Below are 19,573 nucleotides of genomic sequence, written 5' to 3'. Positions count from 1 at the left end.
ATGAGGCGGTGAATCCTGCTGGTGCACGGAATGTGCGTATTAGTGCTTATATTGATCCCTTGGCGTGATTTTGGGTTGGATCTTCGTTTTTAACGTGTTGAATTATAATGAGTTAATATTAGATGGCCTCATAATTGAAACATTGCTGTCACGAAGCCGCCTGAGCACTGGAAAGCATAATCACTTGCGTTTCTGGTGCGAAAAGAGCTAAAAATGCACCGCCTAATATTTGCAAAAAAAGGCAGGTTGTATTAAAACAGGTTCATCATGCGGGGCATTAAGAAAGCTCTGTAAGTGATTGACCTGCAAAGATCTGCTGGAGTGCAGATTTTCAGGATCAGAAGAAAAGTTATCTTTGATGTCACAAAACTGACACAAGGGTAATGCAGAATCGGGCACATCCAGCCTGACTGGTGATGCCTTACAAAATCGGGATAAGAACCCGTCGCTAAAACCTGAGTTAACTCAAAAAGGAAGACGCAACATGAAAAAAACGCTCATCGCATCTGCTATCGCTGCTGCTACCGCGTTCTCTGGCGCTGCCGCTGCTGCAGAAATGCCGACTGTATACGGTAACATCCAGTACGCCCTGGTTTACGACAACGTAGACGGTGGTGATTCCAGCATCGATCACCGCGACAACGGCAGCACACTGGGTGTTAAGCACTCTCACGAAATCGCTCCGGGCATCGAAGGTTTCTTCAAGGCCGAAATGGAGTTTACTGCTGATCAGAAAGGCGGTGGCAACGGTCTGACCGATCTCGACGAAGCCTACATCGGTGTTAAGAGCGACGACTTCGGTAAGGTTTGGGTTGGTTCCGACGACTCTACTTACGAGCGTGCAATCGACACCATTGCTAACTTCTACGAAGCGGCTGATCTGAGCATCGGTGGTGACTACGAAACTGGCGAAGGTGACCTGGTTCAGTACGAAACTCCGTCTTTCGGTGGCCTGACCCTGGGTGCTGCGGTACAGATCAATGGCGATGCCAACGGTGGCGCCAAGTCTTACCCCTACCAGCTGGCTGCGATCTACTCTGTAGACGCTCTGGAAGTTGCTTTCGCAGTTGACTCCAACGACGTTGCAGCTGACGGCAACAACGAAAACACCTACGGTCTGCGCGGTACCTACACTGCGGGTGACCTGAGCGTGACCGGTGAGTACCAGACTCGCAAAGACGTTGGTGATCTGTACGGCGTGATGGGTGTTTACACCATGGGCGCAAACCAGTTCGCTCTGTCCTACGAAATGGGCGTTGCTGACGACGCTAATGACACTGAAATGAACACTGTTACTCTGCAGGCTCTGCACAACCTGTCTGACAACATGTACGTTTACGTTGAAGGCTACCTGGGTGGTGGTGATGACGGCGTATACGGCGTTGCAGACAAGAGCGAAGAGTCTGTCGGTGTTGTCGGTGCCGTTTACTACTTCTGATCAGCTAACCAGCTAATCACGTAGTCGAAAACCGGTGACCTTCGGGTCGCCGGTTTTTTTATGTATGCTGATTTTTTCCTGGACCCGGAGTTTCGTGTGGCAGAAGAACTGGAAATAAAACTGACGCTGACAGATCAGGCGCTTGAACAGGCTATTCGGTGGCTGCTTGCCCAGCCGGAAGCAAGCGAGGGACCGGAGAAGCTGTTGGTGAACCGGTATTTCGATACCCCGGACTGCGAACTTAACCGGGAACGTGCCGCGCTCAGGGTGCGTCAGGCCGGGGATCAGTATATCCAGACACTGAAGACCCGGGGAGAATTTGTTGATGGAGCGCATAAGCGTCAGGAGTGGGAATGGCCGTTGCCGACTGCAGACCTGGATCTCTCCCTGCTGGCTGGAACTGCGGTCGCCGATACGGTGGATTTAAAACGCCTGCGCCCCGTGTTCGAAACCAATTTCAGGCGCCGTGTAGTCATGCTGAGCCATACCGATGAAAACGGTGCGGACACGGCCATCGAGGTCGCCGTTGATCAGGGACAGGTCATCAGTGGTGACGCGGTTCGTCCGCTTGCCGAGGTGGAATTTGAATTGAAGCAGGGCCACCCGTCGGTGCTTATCGAATGGGCGATGAAGCTTGCCGTTAAAGTGCCGGTGTTCCTGAATCTGGTGAGCAAGGCAGAACAGGGTTATTTTCTGGCTGGCCTTTATCAGCCGACGATCGCAACGGGCGATGCTAAAGCGCCGCTGGATATCAACGGTTTTCTGTTTGGCCTAAGTGTGCTCTGGCTGACAGGCGAGCCGTTGTCTTTTGGCGCTATGGACGTCTCTATTGTTGAGCAGCATGCTCGCAGGGCCGGGGTGGGGCAGCTTTGGTCTGAATGTATTCAGGCTGTGTCTGAAGGATCGACGTTGTCAGAGCTGATTGATTCAGGCGAGCTAGGGCAGTTGCAGCTGGCGTTGGCGACCGCCTGAGCCGGCCTCAGGACGTTTCCTTTTCGGTGTCCTTGTTGTTGGTCTGACTGTGCCAGCTGGCGATGAAGGCACGGTAGCGATCCAGCGCCTCCTTCACCATGTCCACATCCGGTGTATTGGTCGATTTCACCAGAACAATGAGCCCCTTTCCTTCGATTTCCTCCGTTGTCGGCGGGTGGCAAATCACTTCGTCATCCTTGTCAATGTAAGCCAGGGCTGTGCCGATTCCGTGGCGAACGAGAGCGCTGACGATATCGGCCCAGTTCAGGTCGTCCAGTATCAGATCGTAGCGGTGTGGGTGGTCATGCTCGTAGTTGAACAGATCCTCCAGCACTTTCTCAGAGCCTGGTGCGACGACAGAGCGCACCATGATTTCCGGGTAGGTGCGCACGGGACGGATGACGGTGCGGATACCCAGGGCCTTGAAGCGGCTCCGGTTCTCATCGCTGACGCATTCCACGGTCGCGTGATTGGCAAGATTCAGTTCGCTCAGGCGGTGGGATATGTCAAAGGTCAGGCTATCGGAGTAAGCGTCGGACTCATCAGCGGCCAGGACAATGATGTGTCTGGCACTACCTGCGTGAACGGCCCTCAGGGCCTGTGGATCGAAGCCTGCTCCGTGATAGTGGACCAGGCCAACGTCAGACAATTCGCTGGGTAGCCCCTGGGGGAACTGGCGTGTGAGCAGCATAATCGGAATGGTTTCGTAGCCGGGAACAGAGCGAATCTGGGAGGCAAAGCGCATAAAATATTGTTCGCCACCATTCCGGGGCGTGTTGATGATGACGATATGGTCGTTCATTTTATAGATCCACCTTCCGGTCAGAATGCGTTCCCGGCGATAGAACCGGTATTCGATAAAGTCACTGACAATCAGTGTCAGCAGGGTGATGGCACCGACGAACATGATCAGGATGGTGCTGAGCCTGCCAACGGTTGTTTTAGGAGAGAAGTCACCGTAGCCAACCGTGGACACTGTGGTCATGGTGATCCAGATGGACTCGAACAGATCCAGGTCTTCAACGCTCCAGATCACCAGTATCTGTACTAACAGCAGGCCGGCGAGAATCAGGAAAAGGCGTTTCATGCGATGCCTGATCAGTCCTCCCATGGACAGATGAGGCTGTTGGTGCTCTGGATTAAGCGGTCGGCGATTTCTCTGCATCCCTGGGGTTGGCCTGTTCAGTCGCGGGTAAGTTCGTTATACAGTACCGGAAATATAACAGAGAGACAGGGGTTTGCATTATGTCTGAGCCATGGAATTCCCTCCCGCCGCCATTGGCCGATGAAATTTCAGCCTGTTGGGCGTCGGTGTTTCCGGATGGATTCCCGGAATGGTTTTCCAATGAGGAAGGGATGACGGAAGAGACCGTGGCGAGTGCATTTGCCCGCAGCCTGTTTCTGAGGCAAACCGTGGAACGCCATCCTGAGCAAGTTGAGTCAATGATGGCATCGCATAGTCTCGCTGAGCCCACAACGCCGGAGTATCTGGCGCAACGTTGGCAGCACTACCTCGGGACGGTGAATGGTGAATCCGAGCTGCATGCCGCATTGCGGCAGTTCCGGCGGGAAACCCAGTTCCGGATTATCTGGCGGGATCTGATGCGTTGGGCGGACCTGGCGGAGACCGTGGCGGCAACGAGTGCCTTTGCCGATACATGCATCCAGGGAGCGCTCGACTGGCTGTATGACGATGCGTGTGAGCAATCGGGAACGCCCTGGGGCGCTGATCCGGTCACCGGTGAGGACGCCATACAGAAGATGGTCGTATTGGGAATGGGGAAGTTGGGTGGGCGTGAGCTCAATGTTTCTTCCGATATTGATCTTATTTTTGCGTTTCCCAGTCAAGGAGAGACCCGTGACGGCCGCCGGTCGATCGATAACCAGACCTTTTTTATCCGCCTTGGTCAGCGCCTGATACAGGCTCTGGATCAGATCACCGGAGACGGCTTTGTCTTCAGAGTGGACATGCGCTTGAGGCCTTACGGTCAGAGTGGTGCCCTGGCTCTCAGTTTTGCAGCCCTTGAAGCCTACTATCAGGATCAGGGGCGGGATTGGGAGCGCTACGCCATGGTGAAGGCCCGGGTCGTCGCCGGAGACCAGGCGGCCGGCCAGGTCCTGATGGACAGTCTGAAGCCATTTGTTTATCGCAAGTACATCGATTTCAGCGCATTTGAATCTCTGCGAAGCATGAAGTCCATGATTAGCCGGGAAGTTCGCAGAAAGGGCCTGGAGAACAACATCAAGCTGGGCAGCGGTGGAATTCGGGAAATCGAGTTTGTGGTCCAGGCGTTCCAGCTCATCCGGGGTGGGCGAGATCGTGAACTTCAGCGCCGCGAATTGCTGGTCATCCTCAGCGAGCTGGAGGCCCTGGAGCTTCTGCCTTCGCAGGTCGTGAAGGAACTCAGAGAAGCGTATGTGTTCCTCAGGAACCTTGAGCATGCCCTGCAGGGTATGGAAGACAAGCAAACCCAGATCCTGCCGGATGACGAACTGAGCCAGGCGCGCGTGGCCCTGATTATGGGATTTGACTGCTGGCAGGACTGCTCGGATGAGCTTGGGGCGCATCGAGAGCGGGTCGCGACACACTTCGCAAACATCATCGCGACGGAAGACGAAGATCAGACCGCTTCGGCCACCCTGGACGAGGGCTGGCAGGAGTTATGGCTGGAAGAAATCGATGAGACGCATGCGCTCCAATGGATGGAGGAGCATGGGTATGAGGCGGCCTCTGAAAGCTACCGCGAGCTCTGTAACTTGCGAGACAACCGCACGGTTCGAATCATGCAGACCCAGGGACGCAAGCGGCTGAACCAGTTTATGCCCATGTTGCTGGCGGCGTTGGCCGAAGTGGAAAACCCGTCCGAAACCCTGTCCCGAGTGCTTCAATTGGTGGAAGCCATTTTGCGGCGAACCGCCTACATGGTGCTTCTGCTGGAAAACCCGGGTGCCTGTACCCAACTGGTCAGGTTGTGCAGCGACAGTCCCTGGATTGCCCGACAGTTGGCGGAGACACCGCTGCTGCTGGATGAGCTGCTGAATGCCGAGAGTCTCTATCATCCCCCGGCCAAGGAAGAACTGCAGGATGATCTTCGCCAACAGATGCTCAGGATCCCCTACGAGGACCTGGAAGAGCAGATGGAGTCCCTGCGTCACTTCAAGAAAGCGCATATCCTGCGAGTCGCTGCCTCCGAGCTCAAGGGCACCCTGCCACTGATGAAAGTCAGCGATTACCTGACGTGGATTGCCGAAGTGGTTCTGGATCACGTGGTGGATGTGGCGTTCGCCAACCTGGTCAGTCGCCATGGCTATCCTCTTCGGCCAGATGGCTCCGCCTGCGAGATGGATTTTGCCATTATCGGATATGGCAAGCTCGGCGGGATTGAGCTTGGCTACACATCCGATCTCGATCTGGTATTTGTGCACAAAGGCGATCCCGACCTCTCCACGGACGGTGACAAGCCGATCGATAATGCCGTGTTCTACACCCGACTCGGGCAGCGCATCGTCCATATTCTTAATACCCAGACACCTTCCGGGCAGCTCTATGAGGTCGATATGAGGCTCAGGCCATCCGGCAATTCCGGCTTGCTGGTCAGCACGTTGCAGGCATTCGGTAAGTATCAGAAACACGATGCCTGGACCTGGGAACACCAGGCGTTGGCAAGGGCTCGAGGCGTGGCAGGCTGTCCGGAAACCCTGGAGGCATTCGAGGCGATTCGTCATGAAACCCTCTGTGAGCCCCGGGATCGTACGAGCCTTCGGCAGGAAGTCGTGAATATGCGGGAAAAAATGCGTGCCAGCCTGGGGACCCCGGAAGGGCGCCGGGACCGTATTTTCCACATTAAACACGACGCCGGGGGCATTGTGGATATCGAGTTCATGGTGCAGTACCTGATGCTTGCCTGGTGTTCCGAACATCCGGAACTGACCCAGTGGTCCGATAATATTCGCCAGATGGAAGCGCTGGGGCATGCCGGAATTATTCCGGTAGAAGACGCAGAAAAATTGCGGGCAGCGTACATCGCTCTGCGCTCGACGATCCACCGCCGGGCGTTGCAGAACCTGAACAGTCAGGTTGATGGCGAGGCCTTCCCAGAGGAGCGTGCCTATATCCATAGTATGTGGAAAAAAGTGATGCTGGACCGTTGAGGCAAATTCAATTCCGGCGAATTTTCCTGCTAGAATGCCGGTTCCCCGAACAACGCTTTTTTAGGAGCAACGTAGAATGTCGATGGCTGATCGCGATGGCCTTATATGGCTGGATGGTGAAATGGTTCCCTGGCGGGAAGCAAAAACCCATGTACTTACACACACTTTGCATTACGGCCTTGGCTGTTTTGAGGGTGTGCGTGCGTACAACACCGCGAATGGTCCGGCGATTTTCCGCCTGAAAGAGCACACGGATCGTCTGTTCCGCTCCGCCCACATTCTTAATATGACGATGCCGTTCAGCAAGGATGAACTCAACGCGGCCCAATGCGCGGCTGTGCGTGAGAACAATCTGGACGAAGCTTATCTGCGCCCCATGGTGTTCCTGGGATCTGAGGGGATGGGCCTGCGTGCTGACAACTTGAAGGTCCATGTCATGGTTGCCGCCTGGAGCTGGCCGTCTTACATGTCGCCGGAAGCCAAGGAAATGGGTATCAAGGTGCGCACGTCTTCCTATACCCGCCACCATGTGAACATCACGATGTGTAAGGCCAAGGCCAATGGTAATTACATCAATTCCATGCTCGCACTGAATGAGGCGATCTCGGGTGGGGCAGAAGAAGCGTTGCTGCTCGACAACGAAGGCTACGTTGCAGAAGGGTCCGGGGAGAACATCTTCATTGTGCGTGATGGCGTTCTGCACACGCCGGAGCTGACTTCCTGCCTGGAAGGCATCACTCGGGCAACCATCATCGACTTCGCGAAAGACCAGGGGCTCGAAGTTCGTGAGCGCCGGATTACCCGCGACGAGGTCTACATTGCCGAGGAAGCGTTCTTTACCGGTACGGCGGCTGAAGTCTTGCCAATTCGTGAGCTTGATGGTCGCCAGATTGGTGCCGGAAAGCGCGGGCCGGTGACGGAAAAGCTTCAGGGACTGTACTTCGATGCGGTCAAAGGCAAGCTGGCCGAGCACAGTGACTGGCTGACGCCGGTTAAGGGCTAATGGGTTTATTTGCGTGAGGCCGCCGTCTGTTTTCCTGCAGGCTGGCGGCTTCTGTTTTTTGTTTTTCTGATAATGGGCAGGAACAGATAATGGCAGACGTCATCAAAGTCCCGGTTTCCTTTGGGGAAGTCCTCGACAAGATCACCATCCTTGAGATCAAGTCAGAACGGATCAAGGACGAGGCCAAGCTCAAGAATGTTCGCCTTGAGCTGGATGAGCTCAGTGAAACCTGGAATGAGGCGGTCGCTGATCAGAGTGCTATTGCTGAACTGCGCGAGCAGCTCAAAGCCGTCAATGAAGAGCTCTGGGTCATTGAAGACGATATCCGCGACCAGGAAGCTGCGCAGGATTTTGGCTCAAGGTTCATTGAACTGGCCCGGGCTGTCTACGTGACGAACGACAAGCGTGCCGCGATCAAGAAAGAGGTCAACCTGGCATTGGGCTCGCGATTTGTGGAAGAGAAGTCTTATCAGGACTACACGGCCCGAAAGTAAGCCGTGCAACGTGAGTGCGGCGCCTTGGCAAAGGCGCGCACTCACTCATCACTTTTGCTGGACCACCATTTATCCAGCATATTGGTTGCGTCCTCGACGGTAATCAGTTCCATTGCACCCTCGAATTCTGCCTTTGCCCCCCAGCGGGCCTCGTCGACGGTTTTTCCCGTAAACTGTTGCAAAGCTTCGGGATAGCGGTCCACACACCACTGCAGCGAGTTGTAGGGGCCAGAGCGGTTTGGGTTGCTGGCCGCAAACAGACCCAGCACATCGGTCCCCACGGCACTGGCAATATGTGCTGGGCCCGTGTCTGGAGCGACGACAAGATCCGCGTGGGTCATCATGGCTGTCAGCTGCTTGAGGGTGTCCTGCCCGCAGATGTTCAGAGAGTCTTCGGTCATGGACGCTTCGATTCTATCGCAATAGTCCTTCTCGAACGGAGCGGGGCTGCCTACCAGAATGACCTTCATGCCGTACTGCCGGGTTGCATAGTCCGCCAGGCGCGCATATCGCTCCGCCGGCCAGTTACGCAAGGTGTGGCTGGCGCAGGGACTGATGATCAGATTTTTTCGATCGCCGGCCAGATGCTGGCGGGCGAACTCATGATCTGCCTCACTCACGGGAATATGCCAGCGGGGTGGCGCCGCCTCCAGACCGATCGGCTCCAGAAAGCTGGCGAGGCAGTCGCGGACATGTTGCTTCGGCGCTGCTTGTATGCGCCGATTGATAAACAGGCTGTGCAGATCTTTGCTGCGAGTCTTGTCGTAACCGACGCGCACGTTGGCGCGAATGCAGGCTGCGGCGAGGTTGGCGCGAAAGGCTACCTGCATATGCAGCAGAGCATCGAAGCGACGCCCCTTCAGTTTTCTTCGAAGGTCCGAATATCCCTGTCGCCCGGCTTTCTTGTCAAAAATGACGAACTCCACGCCCGGCAGATCTCCGATCAGTTTGGCTTCGATCTTGCCGATCACCCAGGTGATGTTTACACCGGGGATCTGTTCCTGAAGGCTCAGAACAACCGGAATCACGTGAGTGACGTCGCCAATAGCGGAGAGGCGGAGTATGCAGATAGACTTCATCAAACGGGTATCCATTGTGGGTTCATCCGCCCATTTGTGGAGCTGGATGGCCATTCATTGATAAACTGGCCGGTATTCTAACCCACTCGCCATCAGACGTCCTGATGCCTGCGCGAGTAGTCGCCTTTAACACGCATTGAATGGAGTACCATGGTCGAGTCCGAGATTGTTGAACGCAGCAATGGCTCTGCCATTCTGGTGCACCCGGATTATCGTGAACGGGTGACGGTAGACTGGTTTGATCCCCTATACTGGGGTGATGAAGCCAGACCTGTCAGCAGTGGTGGGCGTGGAGGGGCCTGGTTTCTCAAAGCAGACAGCGCGGATCTGGTCTTACGGGAATACCGTCGAGGTGGTCTCGCAGCGAGAGTTTCCCGCAAAACCTACGCCTATACTGGTGAAAACGAAGTCCGCTCGTTTTCGGAGTTCCGGCTCCTGGACAACCTTTATCGCATGGGGCTTCCAGTGCCCAAGCCGGTTGCGGCCTGGTATCGGAAAACTTCTCCGCTTCAGTATCAGGCTGCGATCATTATCGAGCGTCTGCCGGAGACAGTCCCCCTGGCCGATCTTCTGAGTGAGCTCGAGGGCTCTGCGTGGGAAGCGCTGGGCCGCCTGGTTCGACGTTTCCACGATGCCAACGTGCGCCATGCCGACCTGAACTGCTTCAATGTGCTTGTCCGGGGCGGGGAATACTTCCTCATCGATTTCGACAAAGGCTGTATCATGCCCGAAACATCGTCTTCGGATTGGAAGTCTGGAAACCTTGAACGTTTTGCCCGCTCGATCAAGAAGGTCGGAGGGGAAGCGGTTCAGGCCAGAGTCTGGGATGCTTTTATGACTGGATACAATGGGAGTCGAACTGTTTGACCAATCAACGCCATGAACAGCCATTGCCTGCTGTTCTCTGTCTGACCGATGCCTGTGATCGCCCCGAATCCGAATTGTTTATCGGGCTCAGAAACGCAGGTTTCGATGTCGATGTGATGTGTAATCCCAAGGGCCGGAACTATCAGCGCCTGGTTGATGAAGGTCTGGTGGCCCAACCCATGGCGCTGAAGAATCGTTTTGACAAAGACGGGACGGCCGCCATCCGGGATCAGTTGTCGCGAAAACATTACGATGTCATCCATGCCTATAACCCCAGAGCGCTCGCCTGTGGTCTGAGGGCTTCGAAAGGTCGCGATATCAAAGTTGTGGCTTATCGAGGCGTCATCGGAAACATCAGCTTCCTGAACCCGGAATCCTGGATTACCTTCCTGCACCCGAGGGTCAGCAAGATTGTATGCGTGGCGGACGCCATCAAGGATTACCTGGCCAGTCTTCATTTTCTGTGGATGCGTATTCCGGAGCGCAAGCTGCAGCGCATATACAAGGGGCATGACCTGGGTTGGTATCAGGCCGAACCCGCCGACCTGAGTGAGTTTGGGGTTCCAGGGGATGCGCTTGCCGTCTGTTGTACCGGACGTAATAGTCCGAGGAAAGGCTTTGACGATTTGATTCATGCCATGAACCACCTACCGGGAGATGCGAATGTACATCTGCTACTTGTGGGTGATGTGATAGACAATGAGGAGATCAGGGCCCTGGTGGATGAGTCTCCCTTTGCCGACCGGATCCATTTTACCGGCTACCGTAATGATGCGCCTGCCATTGCCGCTGCCAGCGATGTGTTTGTCTTGCCCTCGAAAGATCGGGAGGGATTGCCGAGGGCAGTCATTGAAGCCATGGCGTATGGCGTTGCTCCGGTTGTCACCGGCGTTGGCGGGATGCCAGAGCTGGTTGAAAACGAAGTCAGTGGCCTTGTGGTAGAGCCGAAAGATCCTGCGGCCCTGGCTGCGGCCATTGCGCGGTTGATTCGTGACCGCGGGCTGGCTCACAGGCTTGGTCAGGCTGCCCGTGCGCGAATTGCTGATCATTTCCATACCTCGCAAACCGTGCGGGAAACCGGTGACCTTTATAAATCATTAACGGGAAAGAGCTGAATGCGCCGATACCTGTTTTTCGTCAATCAGCCCTATTCCTACTCCATCTTGCGCCCCTTGCAGGACGAAATCCGGCGGCGGGGCGATGAGGCAGCCTGGTTTGTTGCAGGCTGCTCAACAGATCCGCTGCTGCCAGATGAAAGGCGGCTTGTCACTGTACAAGAGGTTATGGCCTTCAATGCGGACGCGACTTTTGTGCCGGGTGACTGGGTTCCCTACTTTTTTCCGGGCATCAAAGTGGAAGTCTTTCACGGAATGGCTCGGAACAAGCGAGGGCATAGCAGCGAGGACGAAAGCGATCATTACCGGATTCGTGGTTGGTTCGACTTGTATTGCACGCACGCCAGGGGAGACACCGCAAAGTTCAGGGAACTGGCGAATGAGCACGGGCACTTTGCCGTCGAACACACCGGCTGGCCAAAGCTTGATCCCCTGTTGACATCTTCACCCGCCGGCCGTCGAGCCAAGCAGGATAACGAGCCCCCTGTGGTGTTCTATGCCTCAACGTTCAGCCGTTCTGTGACTTCGGCACCCGCGTTGGTGGACAAAATCGCCGAGTTGTCTCGAAGCGGGCGGTGGCGGTTTATTGTGACGCTGCACCCGAAGATGGATGCTGATGTAGTCGAACAGTATCGACATCTGGTCGGCGACAATCTCAGATTTGTGGAAAGCGATGAGGATCTGCTGCCAATCTTGCCGGAAGCAGACATCATGCTGTGTGATACCTCATCCATCATGTTCGAATTCATGTTTCTGGACCGCCCCGTTGTCACCTTCAGAACCAAAATGCCGGGCCCCTATTTGATCGATGTCGACCGGCTAGAGGATGTGGAGGGTGCGTTGCTCAGGGCGGCTTCCTATCCTGAGGATCTGATGTCGGAAACCCGGAAGCTGTGCGATGACCTTCACAGCTACCGGGATGGAAAATCCAGCGCCAGGGTTCTGGATGCGGTCGAAACGTTTTTGCAGGAAACGCACGGAACGCTTAAGAGAAAGCCTCTGAACCTGCTCCGTAAACTCAAGGTGAGGCGCCGCCTTCAAAAGGAGTTGAAACGGATGAAACCAGGGAAATAGCCCTAATGCTCCGGAAACCAACAGCTTGAAGACTCCAGATCGTGCGCTTAATGTGTTTGTGGCGAGTACACCTTTGCAGCTGATCAGTTGCTCTGAGGCGAGGCACCACTATGGTTGCTGCGCAAAGGACTCGCTACTGATCATTGCCAGGCCGGACAACGAAGAAACGGAATCCCAGATGGCATTTCTGTCCGGGGTTCTCGGCTGGCAAGGCACAGAAACTATCCGGCTGGAAAAAACCACCTTTTACTTCAGGCTGGGTGGTGTGGCGCGGGCGTTGTCGCGGCGTGCGATCAAACGGATGTTTATTGGTAACAAGGCGAGCTGGATTCACGAGGTGTTTTATCGTGGATTTGATACTGAGCAGTTGGTCTTTGTGGACGACGGCCTTGCGACCGTGACCTATTACCACGCCATTCATGATGAGGGTTTGGCATCACGTATATCACGGGGTAAGGCCCGATTGCTCCGAGTCTTGGGGATCCTGCTTCATCAATCAGCACCGACAGTGATCGCCTTCTTTACGTTTTTCCCTCTGCAAAGCACAAACAAGGTCAGAACCGTGGTGCATGATTTTCCGGTGTTCCGGGAAACCTTTCAGTCCTGTAAATCAACGGAGCGCCAGGACGCCCCAATGGTCGGCTTTCTGGGCCAACCCTTTGGCGGTGATATTCGGCTTAACCGGTTGCGACATCAGGTAGAGCACGTGGTGCAGCGACACCCTGGTAAACGGATCGTCTACTTCATGCATCGTAAGGAAAGCCGGGGAGAGCTTGAGCCGCTGCTATCAGGCCTGCCGGTGGAGTTGCGGCAGGCTGGCAGGCCAATCGAGGTTGAGGTTGCCTTGTCCGAAGCCCGTTATCAGGCATTTTACAGCTTCGCATCGACGGCTTTGTTTACCCTTAAAAAAATGTTTCCTGAGACCCGGGTGTTCCAGATTGATGACGGTGCTCTGAGTGCTCAGTTACCTTACTATGACGAAGTGGTGTCTATGTTCCAGTCAGTCGGAGTGGAACGGACATCGCTCTTGGAATCAGCTATTTAGCTCGCGCCCGGGCCGTTCCAGCGTCCAGAGCCCCGCGTACTTGTTGAACGTCACCTGGGCGTACGTCACGGCGGTAAGGTAGCCAACCGCGCCGTCCAGAAATCCGAAGCGAATGAAGTAAACCTGTATAAACGTCATCAAACCGCGCAGGGTCGGGTAGAGCATCGTCCGTGTCTTTTTGCCCCTGCGATGCTTCTCCAGTGAGCCAAGCCAGGCGTATTTGGCGCTTTTCTCAAGCGAATGACCAAAATCCCGGTGGGTATAGTGCGTCAGACGACCGCGCAGCGTTTTGATTTTGCGCCCTTCCGGAATGAGAATTCGCTCATGCACCAGCGCATCTGAAAAACTGACCCCCTCCCGGCGGAATAGTCTCAGAGGTGCTCGTCCGCTGCGTCCAAAATCCAGCCGTGATCCGTAGATGGTGACAGCCCAGGGAAGCTTGTAGGCATCGGCATCCGGGGCGGCGAGGTGGTGATTGATTTCGCGGGCAAGCTCGGGTGTGACCCGCTCGTCAGCATCGAGGGACAGTACCCAGTCGCCCGTTGCCTTCTCCAAAGCCCGCTGTTTCTGAATGCCGAAACCCGGCCAGTCTGTTACCTCCAGGATGTCGGCGTATTCCCTGGCAATGTCAACCGTGCGATCGGTACTGCCGCTGTCCAGAACGATAATTTCGTCGGCTACCAGGCGGGCAGACTTGAGGCAGTCTGCGATGTGGTCTTCTTCGTTCTTGGTAATGATCGTGGCCGACACTTTGCGGTTGCGCTGACGCTGGTATGACGCGCTCAGTTCGGTGTACAGGGCCGAGCCGATGGTGGCGATGGCGAGCAGGTAAAACGTCAGGAGAAGGCTTCGGTCGAAGGTGGATTCGGTCAGGCCGAACATGAGGTAGCCGATGCTGACCATGGAACCGGCTGCCGCCAGATGCGCAGCGGGAGCGTGCCCACTGAACAGATGGCGAGCAAACAGCCCCAGAGGAATGAAAATGAGGAAGGCCCAGCTCAGAATACCCGGGATGCCCCTGGTCGCTGCATTGTTCAGAAGGTCGTTGTGGGGGTGGCCCGTGCAGCAGTCCAGATACATCGGTGGAAGATTGCCGTCTTCAACGGCTGATTCAATGAGGTGCGTATAACCGCCGAGCCCGGCCCCCATTCCTGGGTTGTTCAGGAACAGATCGCTGGCCTGACGCCACATATCGAGGCGAATGTCCATGCCCTTATCCAGGTAGCCGTTGTTAATCAAGCCGTTCAGGGAGTCAGACATGCGATCGCTGGTGGCGATTGCCGTAACCAGTACAAGAGGAACGAGGACGATAGCTGCGACGCGCAGTTTTTTGCTGAACAAAGGTACCAGAAGCAGAAGAAGAAATGGCAGAGCTACCAGGTTGCTGCGGGTTTCGGAGAGCATGGAAACCAGCGCTGCGGAAATGCCTCCGATCAGCAGCGCAGTCCCGAGCGCCTGACGTTTCGCTCTGAAGAAATGAAGACTGCCGGCTACCGTGATGATTCCTGTCAATAGCGCGAGGTTCCCGAAGCTGATCGGGTTGATGCCTCCGCCAAAACGTTGATTCATGACGGCCCCGAGGGCGCCCTGACGAGCTGCAATCGCTGCCAGGAGGAGGGCAAGTATCGATATCGACGCCGCGCCGAATGCGATGAAAACACCGGTTGCCCGAATGCGAGCCGAGGTCAACGCAATAATCAGTGGCCAGAAAAGGATGAACCGCGCGTGTGTGCCGAGGTTTTTGCCGCCTTCGTAATCAAAGCCTTCCGCAAACCAGGACGCGAGGCTGACTACGAAGAAAAACCAGAAGGCAAAGTGCAGCAGTCGCAGTTCTTTAGGCTTGTCCCAGCCCCGCGCATAAAGTGATTTCCGGTAGCTGATGACCATACCGCCAATGGCAAGGAGCAGGGTGCTGGCGGCAATTAGGCTGGAAGAGATCAGCCCTCCGCCCAGCCCTACGATGAGCAGGGCGTGAAATACCGGTCGGGATTTGGCGTGAGTGTCGGTCATGTCCGGCTCTTTAGCAGGTGCGGTCGGGTTTGTAGGGATTGATTTCTCCAGGTGGACGATGGCGCATGCGCTTGTATTCCCACTGGTACTGTTCCGGAATCCGGCGAACACAATCCTCAATGGAGCGGTTCATCGCGCTTGTGGCAGCGACCGGATCCTTGTCTCCAAGGCCGGGCTCGGTTCTTCGGACGACTATGCGGAAGCCCTCTGCGTTTGGCAGGCGCTCGGCATAAGTGATCAGGACGTTGGCGCCTGTACGCTGGATCAGCTTGGAGACCAGTGTCATGGTTTTTACCTCCATGCCGAAAAAGGGCGCGAATGCGTTGCCTTTGCCGCGAGGGGACTGATCGGGCAGTATGCCCGCAACGCCGCCCTCTCGAAGGATGGAGGCGAGGCGGGCGAGGCCCCGCCGGTCACCACGGACAAGTTCCGAGCCCAGACGCCCGCGAACCCGGATCATATAATCCTCGAACTCTGGCATGTTGGGCGGGCTATACAGCGCGGCCATTTTGTATCGGGACGAAAAAAACAGTCCGGCAAGTTCCCAGTTGCCGAGATGCGGCGCGAGCAGGATCAGCCCCTCACCAGACGCCATGGACTCGTCAATCAGCTCAAGCCCCTCGGTCTCTTGAATCAGGCCGAGGCACTTATCGACGGGCCATTCCCACATCAGGGGAACCTCAAGCATGGTCATACCTGTTTGCTCGAGAGAGGCCTTGGACAGGGCCGTCCTCTCGTTCCCCGATAGCTCTGGAAAGCAGATGTCCAGATTGATGTCGGTGACCTGTCGAGATTTGGTTGGCAGCTTCCAGACCAGCCATCCCACCGATTTCCCGAGGCGCTGGGCTCCGGCGAGCGAGAGCCAGCCCACGATTCGGAGCAGGCCGGCGATGAAGAGATACTTTAACCTGCTCATTTGCGCCCGTACCGATCCTCGTAACGGACAATATCATCCTCACCGAGGTAGGAGCCGGACTGCACCTCAATCAGTTCGAGGTCGATAACCCCCGGGTTTTCGAGGGAATGCACCTGGCCCACCGGAATGAACGTGGACTGGTTCTCCGTGACCAGATAGGTCTCCTCGCCATTGGTGACCTGTGCGGTGCCGCTGACCACAATCCAGTGTTCTGCGCGATGGTGGTGCATCTGGACCGAGAGCTTGGCGCCGGGTTTGACGGTGATCCGTTTGACTTGATAGCGGGTGCCGTTGTCGATCGAGTCATACACGCCCCAGGGACGATAGACCTCGCGATGATTCATGTGTTCGTGGCGGCCATCGCTCTTGATTTGTTCGACGACGGTTTTGACATCCTGTACCCGATCCTTGTGCGCAACCAGCAGAGCATCCTTGGTTTCTATAATGACGAGATTGTCTACGCCTACCGTCGCCACCAGGCGGCTATCCGCGCGGACCAGCGTGTTGGTCGTGTCATGGGTGATCACGTCGCCCGTCAGACTGTTGCCCTGCTTGTCTTTTTCGCTGACGTCCCACAGTGCTGACCAGGAGCCAATGTCACTCCAGCCGGCATCCAGTGCGACTACGGCCGCTTTGTCGGTTTTTTCCATGACGGCGTAATCGACCGAATCGGATGGGCATTCCGCAAACAAATCGGCGTTGACCCGGGTAAAGTGCAAGTCCTCCGATGCATCGGAAATGGCGGCCTTGCAGGCGGAGAGAATGTCGGGGCGATGAGTCGCCAGTTCGTCGAGATAGTCCCTGGCGCCGAACAGGAACATGCCGCTGTTCCAGAGATATTCACCGGATTCCAGGTAGGCTTTGGCGGTTTCCAAATCCGGCTTTTCGACAAAGCGATCCACGGTGAAACACCCCTTGGCGAGATCGGTACCCCGGTGGATGTAACCGTAACCGGTTTCCGGGTGATGGGGCACGATGCCGAAGGTCACCAGTTTTCCCTGTTCAGCAAGGGGAATGGCCCTGATAACGCCTTGCTGGAAAGCCTCAACATCCTTGATCAGATGATCTGCTGCCAATACCAGCATCAGTGGGTTATCGGTACCGCTGGAGTTGCATAGTTGGAGTGCTGCCAGGGCGATGGCCGGCGCTGTGTTGCGGCCGCAGGGTTCAAGGATGATACGAGTTTCCTCGTGGCCGGACTGACGCATCTGCTCTGCGGCGAGAAAGCGGTGCTCTTCATTGCAGATCAGCAAAGGGTTGTCTGCGTTCAGGCCGTCCAGTCGGGCAACGGTAGACTGGAGCATGGATAGCGGACCATCCGTCAACTTGAGAAACTGCTTGGGATTGAGCTGGCGGGACAGTGGCCAAAGCCTTGAACCTGTGCCTCCAGCCATGATGACGGGATGAATCATGAGCCTGCTCCGGACTAGAGTGATAAATTCCTTGAAAACCCTGTTTTGGGAAGCGCCATCTTAACACAGGCAATTGATAATATTGCCCTTGGGGAATCCCGAATATAATGCGATTGTCAGGAGTACCGATGAAGCTGCCAGTGTCTGTGTATTACATCACCCAGAACGAGGAAGTCCGGTTGCCGGAGTCCCTGGACAAAGTAGCCGATTGGGCGGATGAGATTATTGTCGTGGACTCGGGCAGCACAGACAGAACCCGGGAGATCGCAGAGGCCGCAGGGGCTCGGTTTGTTCACAATGACTGGCAGGGGTTTTCAGTGCAGAAAGCCTTTGCAGCGAGCCTGTGCCGTAACGATTGGGTGCTGGACCTTGATGCCGATGAAGTCCTTTCGAATGAGTTGGTTGAGAACATAAAGGCCTGTTTTGCCCACCCGATATCCGATGACGTTGCCGGCTTCCGGATGCGCTGGGTGCTGTCCCAACCGGATCCGCGGCATCCGTTTCGCCACGATAAAAGCAAGAAAATTCTGCGCCTGTACAATCGAACGCGTGCGGCTATCCAGCCTGAACGGGACAGCAACGACGACCGCCCCAGAGTCCGTGATGGCAAGGTGCTGGAGCTCAAAGGCGACGTTCTGCACCGGACGCTTATTTCCCTTGAACAGATGGAAAAAAAATATTGCCAACTGTCCTCCGAGCAGGCCCGACACCTGGTCGCCAAGGGGCGGCGTATTTCAAGTGCCAGGCTGTTTGTGGAGTTTCCACTCAAGTTCCTCAAGTACTATCTGATCCATCGGCAAATTCTGAACGGGTGGTTTGGCCTGAGCGTGGCGATTACGGCGGCTAACCGAAATTTCATGCGGTTGGCTAAAGCCCGGGAGCTGCAGATGCTCGAACAGCTGGAGAAAGATGCTCGGAGCTAGGGTTGCGCTGTTTGTGCTAATGCATCCCGGTAAAGCTTTTCCGTTTCTGTGGCCATCGCCTCAAGGGTCAGATGTTCCCGTGCAAACGTTATGGCTGCCGCCTCCGATGCCTTTAGGTGAGCCAGATCGCCCAATGACCGGGTAATGAGGTTTTGCAGGGATTCTACTTGATGGTCCGGGCTCAGTGCGGATCCCGGCAGAATGTCTTTGGCCCCAGAAACGGGTGTTGAAATGACTGGGCAGCCTGCGAGCAGAGATTCGATCAGCGCGTAGGGAAATCCCTCCCTGTCGGAGCTGATGACCGTAAGGTCCGCCTGCTTATAGGCCCGCTCCATAGGGGTAACATACCCCGGCAGGCTGATGCTGCCGGCAGTGCCGGTGTCCTGGATCAGGCGTTCCAGTTTCTGGCGCTCGGAACCTTCGCCGAATATCGTGAGGTGTGCGTTCAAGTTCGCCGACGCCACGTCGGCCCAGGCTCTGATGAGTAGCGAGAAATTTTTGACTGACTCCAGCCGGCCAACCGCGATGACGTTCGTTTTGCCGGGAACCAATTCCGGGCAACGTGCAGCGTCAGAAACGAGTTGGGCTGCCTCCTGACCCCATGAGACCCCATTGTGGATTAAAATCCGGTTGGGGTGCTCGAGTCGATCATAGATCGCCCGGCTGACTGCGATCGCATGATCCAGTGCTTCGAAATCGCGATGACTTGATTTTATGCCGTGCACAGTGCCAATGCGGATAGTAGCAGCGTCAGAGTTCAGTCGACTGAGTAATCGCGCCGCTTTGTTGCCCTGTGCATGGGCGATATCGGGGGTGATGTTGCGGAGCGTCTGCTTGAGACGATATGCCAGCCAAGGGTTTCTCCTTCCAAGCTGCACAGGCAGCGGGTGAAACCTGACCGACGCTGGGAACTGCATACTGTAAGCAGGGTAGGCCAGCACGTGAACCTCATGCCCCCGGGTCGCCAGCATCCCGGCGAGATCCGCTGTGTGTTTTTCCATGCCTCCCCATTGCGTGCCCGGGGTTGCCAGAAGCAAGGCGATCGTGAGCGGTCCTTGTTCGGTCATTCGCTG

At 55.9% G+C, this 19,573-nt stretch carries 16 protein-coding genes; 10 read left to right on the top strand and 6 right to left on the bottom strand.

All coding sequences use genetic code 11. The features are described 5' to 3' along the window. Positions 1-484: 484 nt before the first annotated feature. Positions 485-1,438, top strand: coding sequence for a porin (locus tag D777_RS17125; RefSeq protein ID WP_036134835.1), 954 nt, complete (start codon positions 485-487; stop codon positions 1,436-1,438). 60 nt (positions 1,439-1,498) lie between these two features. Continuing rightward, positions 1,499-2,410 (top strand): CYTH domain-containing protein, encoded by a 912-nt coding sequence (locus D777_RS17120; RefSeq protein ID WP_227501827.1) that lies wholly within the window; start codon positions 1,499-1,501, stop codon positions 2,408-2,410. A gap of 7 nt (positions 2,411-2,417) precedes the next feature. Here D777_RS17120 and D777_RS17115 read toward each other — a convergent pair whose 3' ends face one another. Beyond that, the gene (locus tag D777_RS17115; protein ID WP_036134832.1) at positions 2,418-3,575 is read right to left on the bottom strand and encodes a potassium channel family protein; all 1,158 of its coding nucleotides are present in this window, start codon (positions 3,573-3,575) and stop codon (positions 2,418-2,420) included. Positions 3,576-3,655: 80 nt separating this feature from the next. Here D777_RS17115 and glnE point away from each other — a divergent pair, with 80 nt between their 5' ends. The 3 genes from glnE to D777_RS17100 all read left to right on the top strand — a co-directional run bounded on the left by glnE (position 3,656) and on the right by D777_RS17100 (position 8,059). Further along, the gene (gene glnE, locus D777_RS17110) at positions 3,656-6,562 is read left to right on the top strand and encodes a bifunctional [glutamate--ammonia ligase]-adenylyl-L-tyrosine phosphorylase/[glutamate--ammonia-ligase] adenylyltransferase (RefSeq protein ID WP_036134829.1); all 2,907 of its coding nucleotides are present in this window, start codon (positions 3,656-3,658) and stop codon (positions 6,560-6,562) included. A 76-nt stretch (positions 6,563-6,638) separates the two neighbouring features. Beyond that, the gene (locus tag D777_RS17105; RefSeq protein ID WP_036134826.1) at positions 6,639-7,565 is read left to right on the top strand and encodes a branched-chain amino acid transaminase; all 927 of its coding nucleotides are present in this window, start codon (positions 6,639-6,641) and stop codon (positions 7,563-7,565) included. 89 nt (positions 7,566-7,654) lie between these two features. Then, entirely contained in the window at positions 7,655-8,059 is a 405-nt protein-coding gene (locus D777_RS17100) for a DUF6165 family protein (protein ID WP_036134823.1), read from the top strand. Between the two features lie 41 nt (positions 8,060-8,100). On the opposite strand, the gene D777_RS17095 is transcribed toward D777_RS17100, so the two are convergent. After that, the gene (locus D777_RS17095) at positions 8,101-9,138 is read right to left on the bottom strand and encodes a glycosyltransferase family 9 protein (protein WP_036134977.1); all 1,038 of its coding nucleotides are present in this window, start codon (positions 9,136-9,138) and stop codon (positions 8,101-8,103) included. A gap of 150 nt (positions 9,139-9,288) precedes the next feature. On the opposite strand from D777_RS17095, the gene D777_RS17090 reads away from it, so the two are divergent. The 4 genes from D777_RS17090 to D777_RS17075 are packed head-to-tail and all read left to right on the top strand — an operon-like array spanning position 9,289 to position 13,239. Next, the gene (locus D777_RS17090) at positions 9,289-10,005 is read left to right on the top strand and encodes a 3-deoxy-D-manno-octulosonic acid kinase (protein ID WP_036134817.1); all 717 of its coding nucleotides are present in this window, start codon (positions 9,289-9,291) and stop codon (positions 10,003-10,005) included. After that, the gene (locus D777_RS17085; RefSeq protein WP_036134815.1) at positions 10,002-11,120 is read left to right on the top strand and encodes a glycosyltransferase family 4 protein; all 1,119 of its coding nucleotides are present in this window, start codon (positions 10,002-10,004) and stop codon (positions 11,118-11,120) included. The genes D777_RS17090 and D777_RS17085 overlap by 4 nt, the downstream gene beginning before the upstream one ends. Further along, positions 11,121-12,194, top strand: a complete 1,074-nt coding sequence (locus D777_RS17080; protein WP_036134813.1) for a CDP-glycerol--glycerophosphate glycerophosphotransferase — start codon at positions 11,121-11,123, stop codon at positions 12,192-12,194. Between the two features lie 25 nt (positions 12,195-12,219). Further along, complete coding sequence (locus D777_RS17075) at positions 12,220-13,239, top strand: hypothetical protein (RefSeq protein ID WP_036134811.1); 1,020 nt, start codon at positions 12,220-12,222, stop codon at positions 13,237-13,239. On the opposite strand, the gene D777_RS17070 is transcribed toward D777_RS17075, so the two are convergent. The 3 genes from D777_RS17070 to D777_RS17060 are packed head-to-tail and all read right to left on the bottom strand — an operon-like array spanning position 13,228 to position 17,577. Then, a complete protein-coding gene (locus tag D777_RS17070) occupies positions 13,228-15,249 on the bottom strand; it encodes a glycosyltransferase (RefSeq protein WP_036134809.1) in 2,022 nt (673 codons plus the stop codon). The genes D777_RS17075 and D777_RS17070 overlap by 12 nt on opposite strands. A gap of 10 nt (positions 15,250-15,259) precedes the next feature. After that, positions 15,260-16,165, bottom strand: coding sequence for a lysophospholipid acyltransferase family protein (locus tag D777_RS17065; protein ID WP_036134798.1), 906 nt, complete (start codon positions 16,163-16,165; stop codon positions 15,260-15,262). Beyond that, positions 16,162-17,577 carry a mannose-1-phosphate guanylyltransferase/mannose-6-phosphate isomerase gene (locus tag D777_RS17060; protein ID WP_036134795.1) on the bottom strand — a complete coding sequence of 472 codons (1,416 nt, stop codon included), beginning with the start codon at positions 17,575-17,577 and terminating at the stop codon, positions 16,162-16,164. Before D777_RS17060 ends, D777_RS17065 begins: the two co-directional genes overlap by 4 nt. Before the next feature lie 128 nt (positions 17,578-17,705). Here D777_RS17060 and D777_RS17055 point away from each other — a divergent pair, with 128 nt between their 5' ends. Continuing rightward, positions 17,706-18,500 (top strand): glycosyltransferase family 2 protein, encoded by a 795-nt coding sequence (locus D777_RS17055; protein ID WP_036134792.1) that lies wholly within the window; start codon positions 17,706-17,708, stop codon positions 18,498-18,500. Here D777_RS17055 and D777_RS17050 read toward each other — a convergent pair. Then, positions 18,497-19,567, bottom strand: coding sequence for a glycosyltransferase (locus D777_RS17050; protein ID WP_036134787.1), 1,071 nt, complete (start codon positions 19,565-19,567; stop codon positions 18,497-18,499). The two genes, D777_RS17055 and D777_RS17050, sit on opposite strands and share 4 nt — an antisense overlap. Between the last annotated feature and the right edge of the window lie 6 nt (positions 19,568-19,573).

Origin of the sequence: Marinobacter nitratireducens, assembly GCF_000708045.1 — a bacterium.
Taxonomy (GTDB): Bacteria; Pseudomonadota; Gammaproteobacteria; order Pseudomonadales; family Oleiphilaceae; genus Marinobacter; species Marinobacter nitratireducens.
This window is presented reverse-complemented; position numbering and strand designations above follow the sequence as displayed.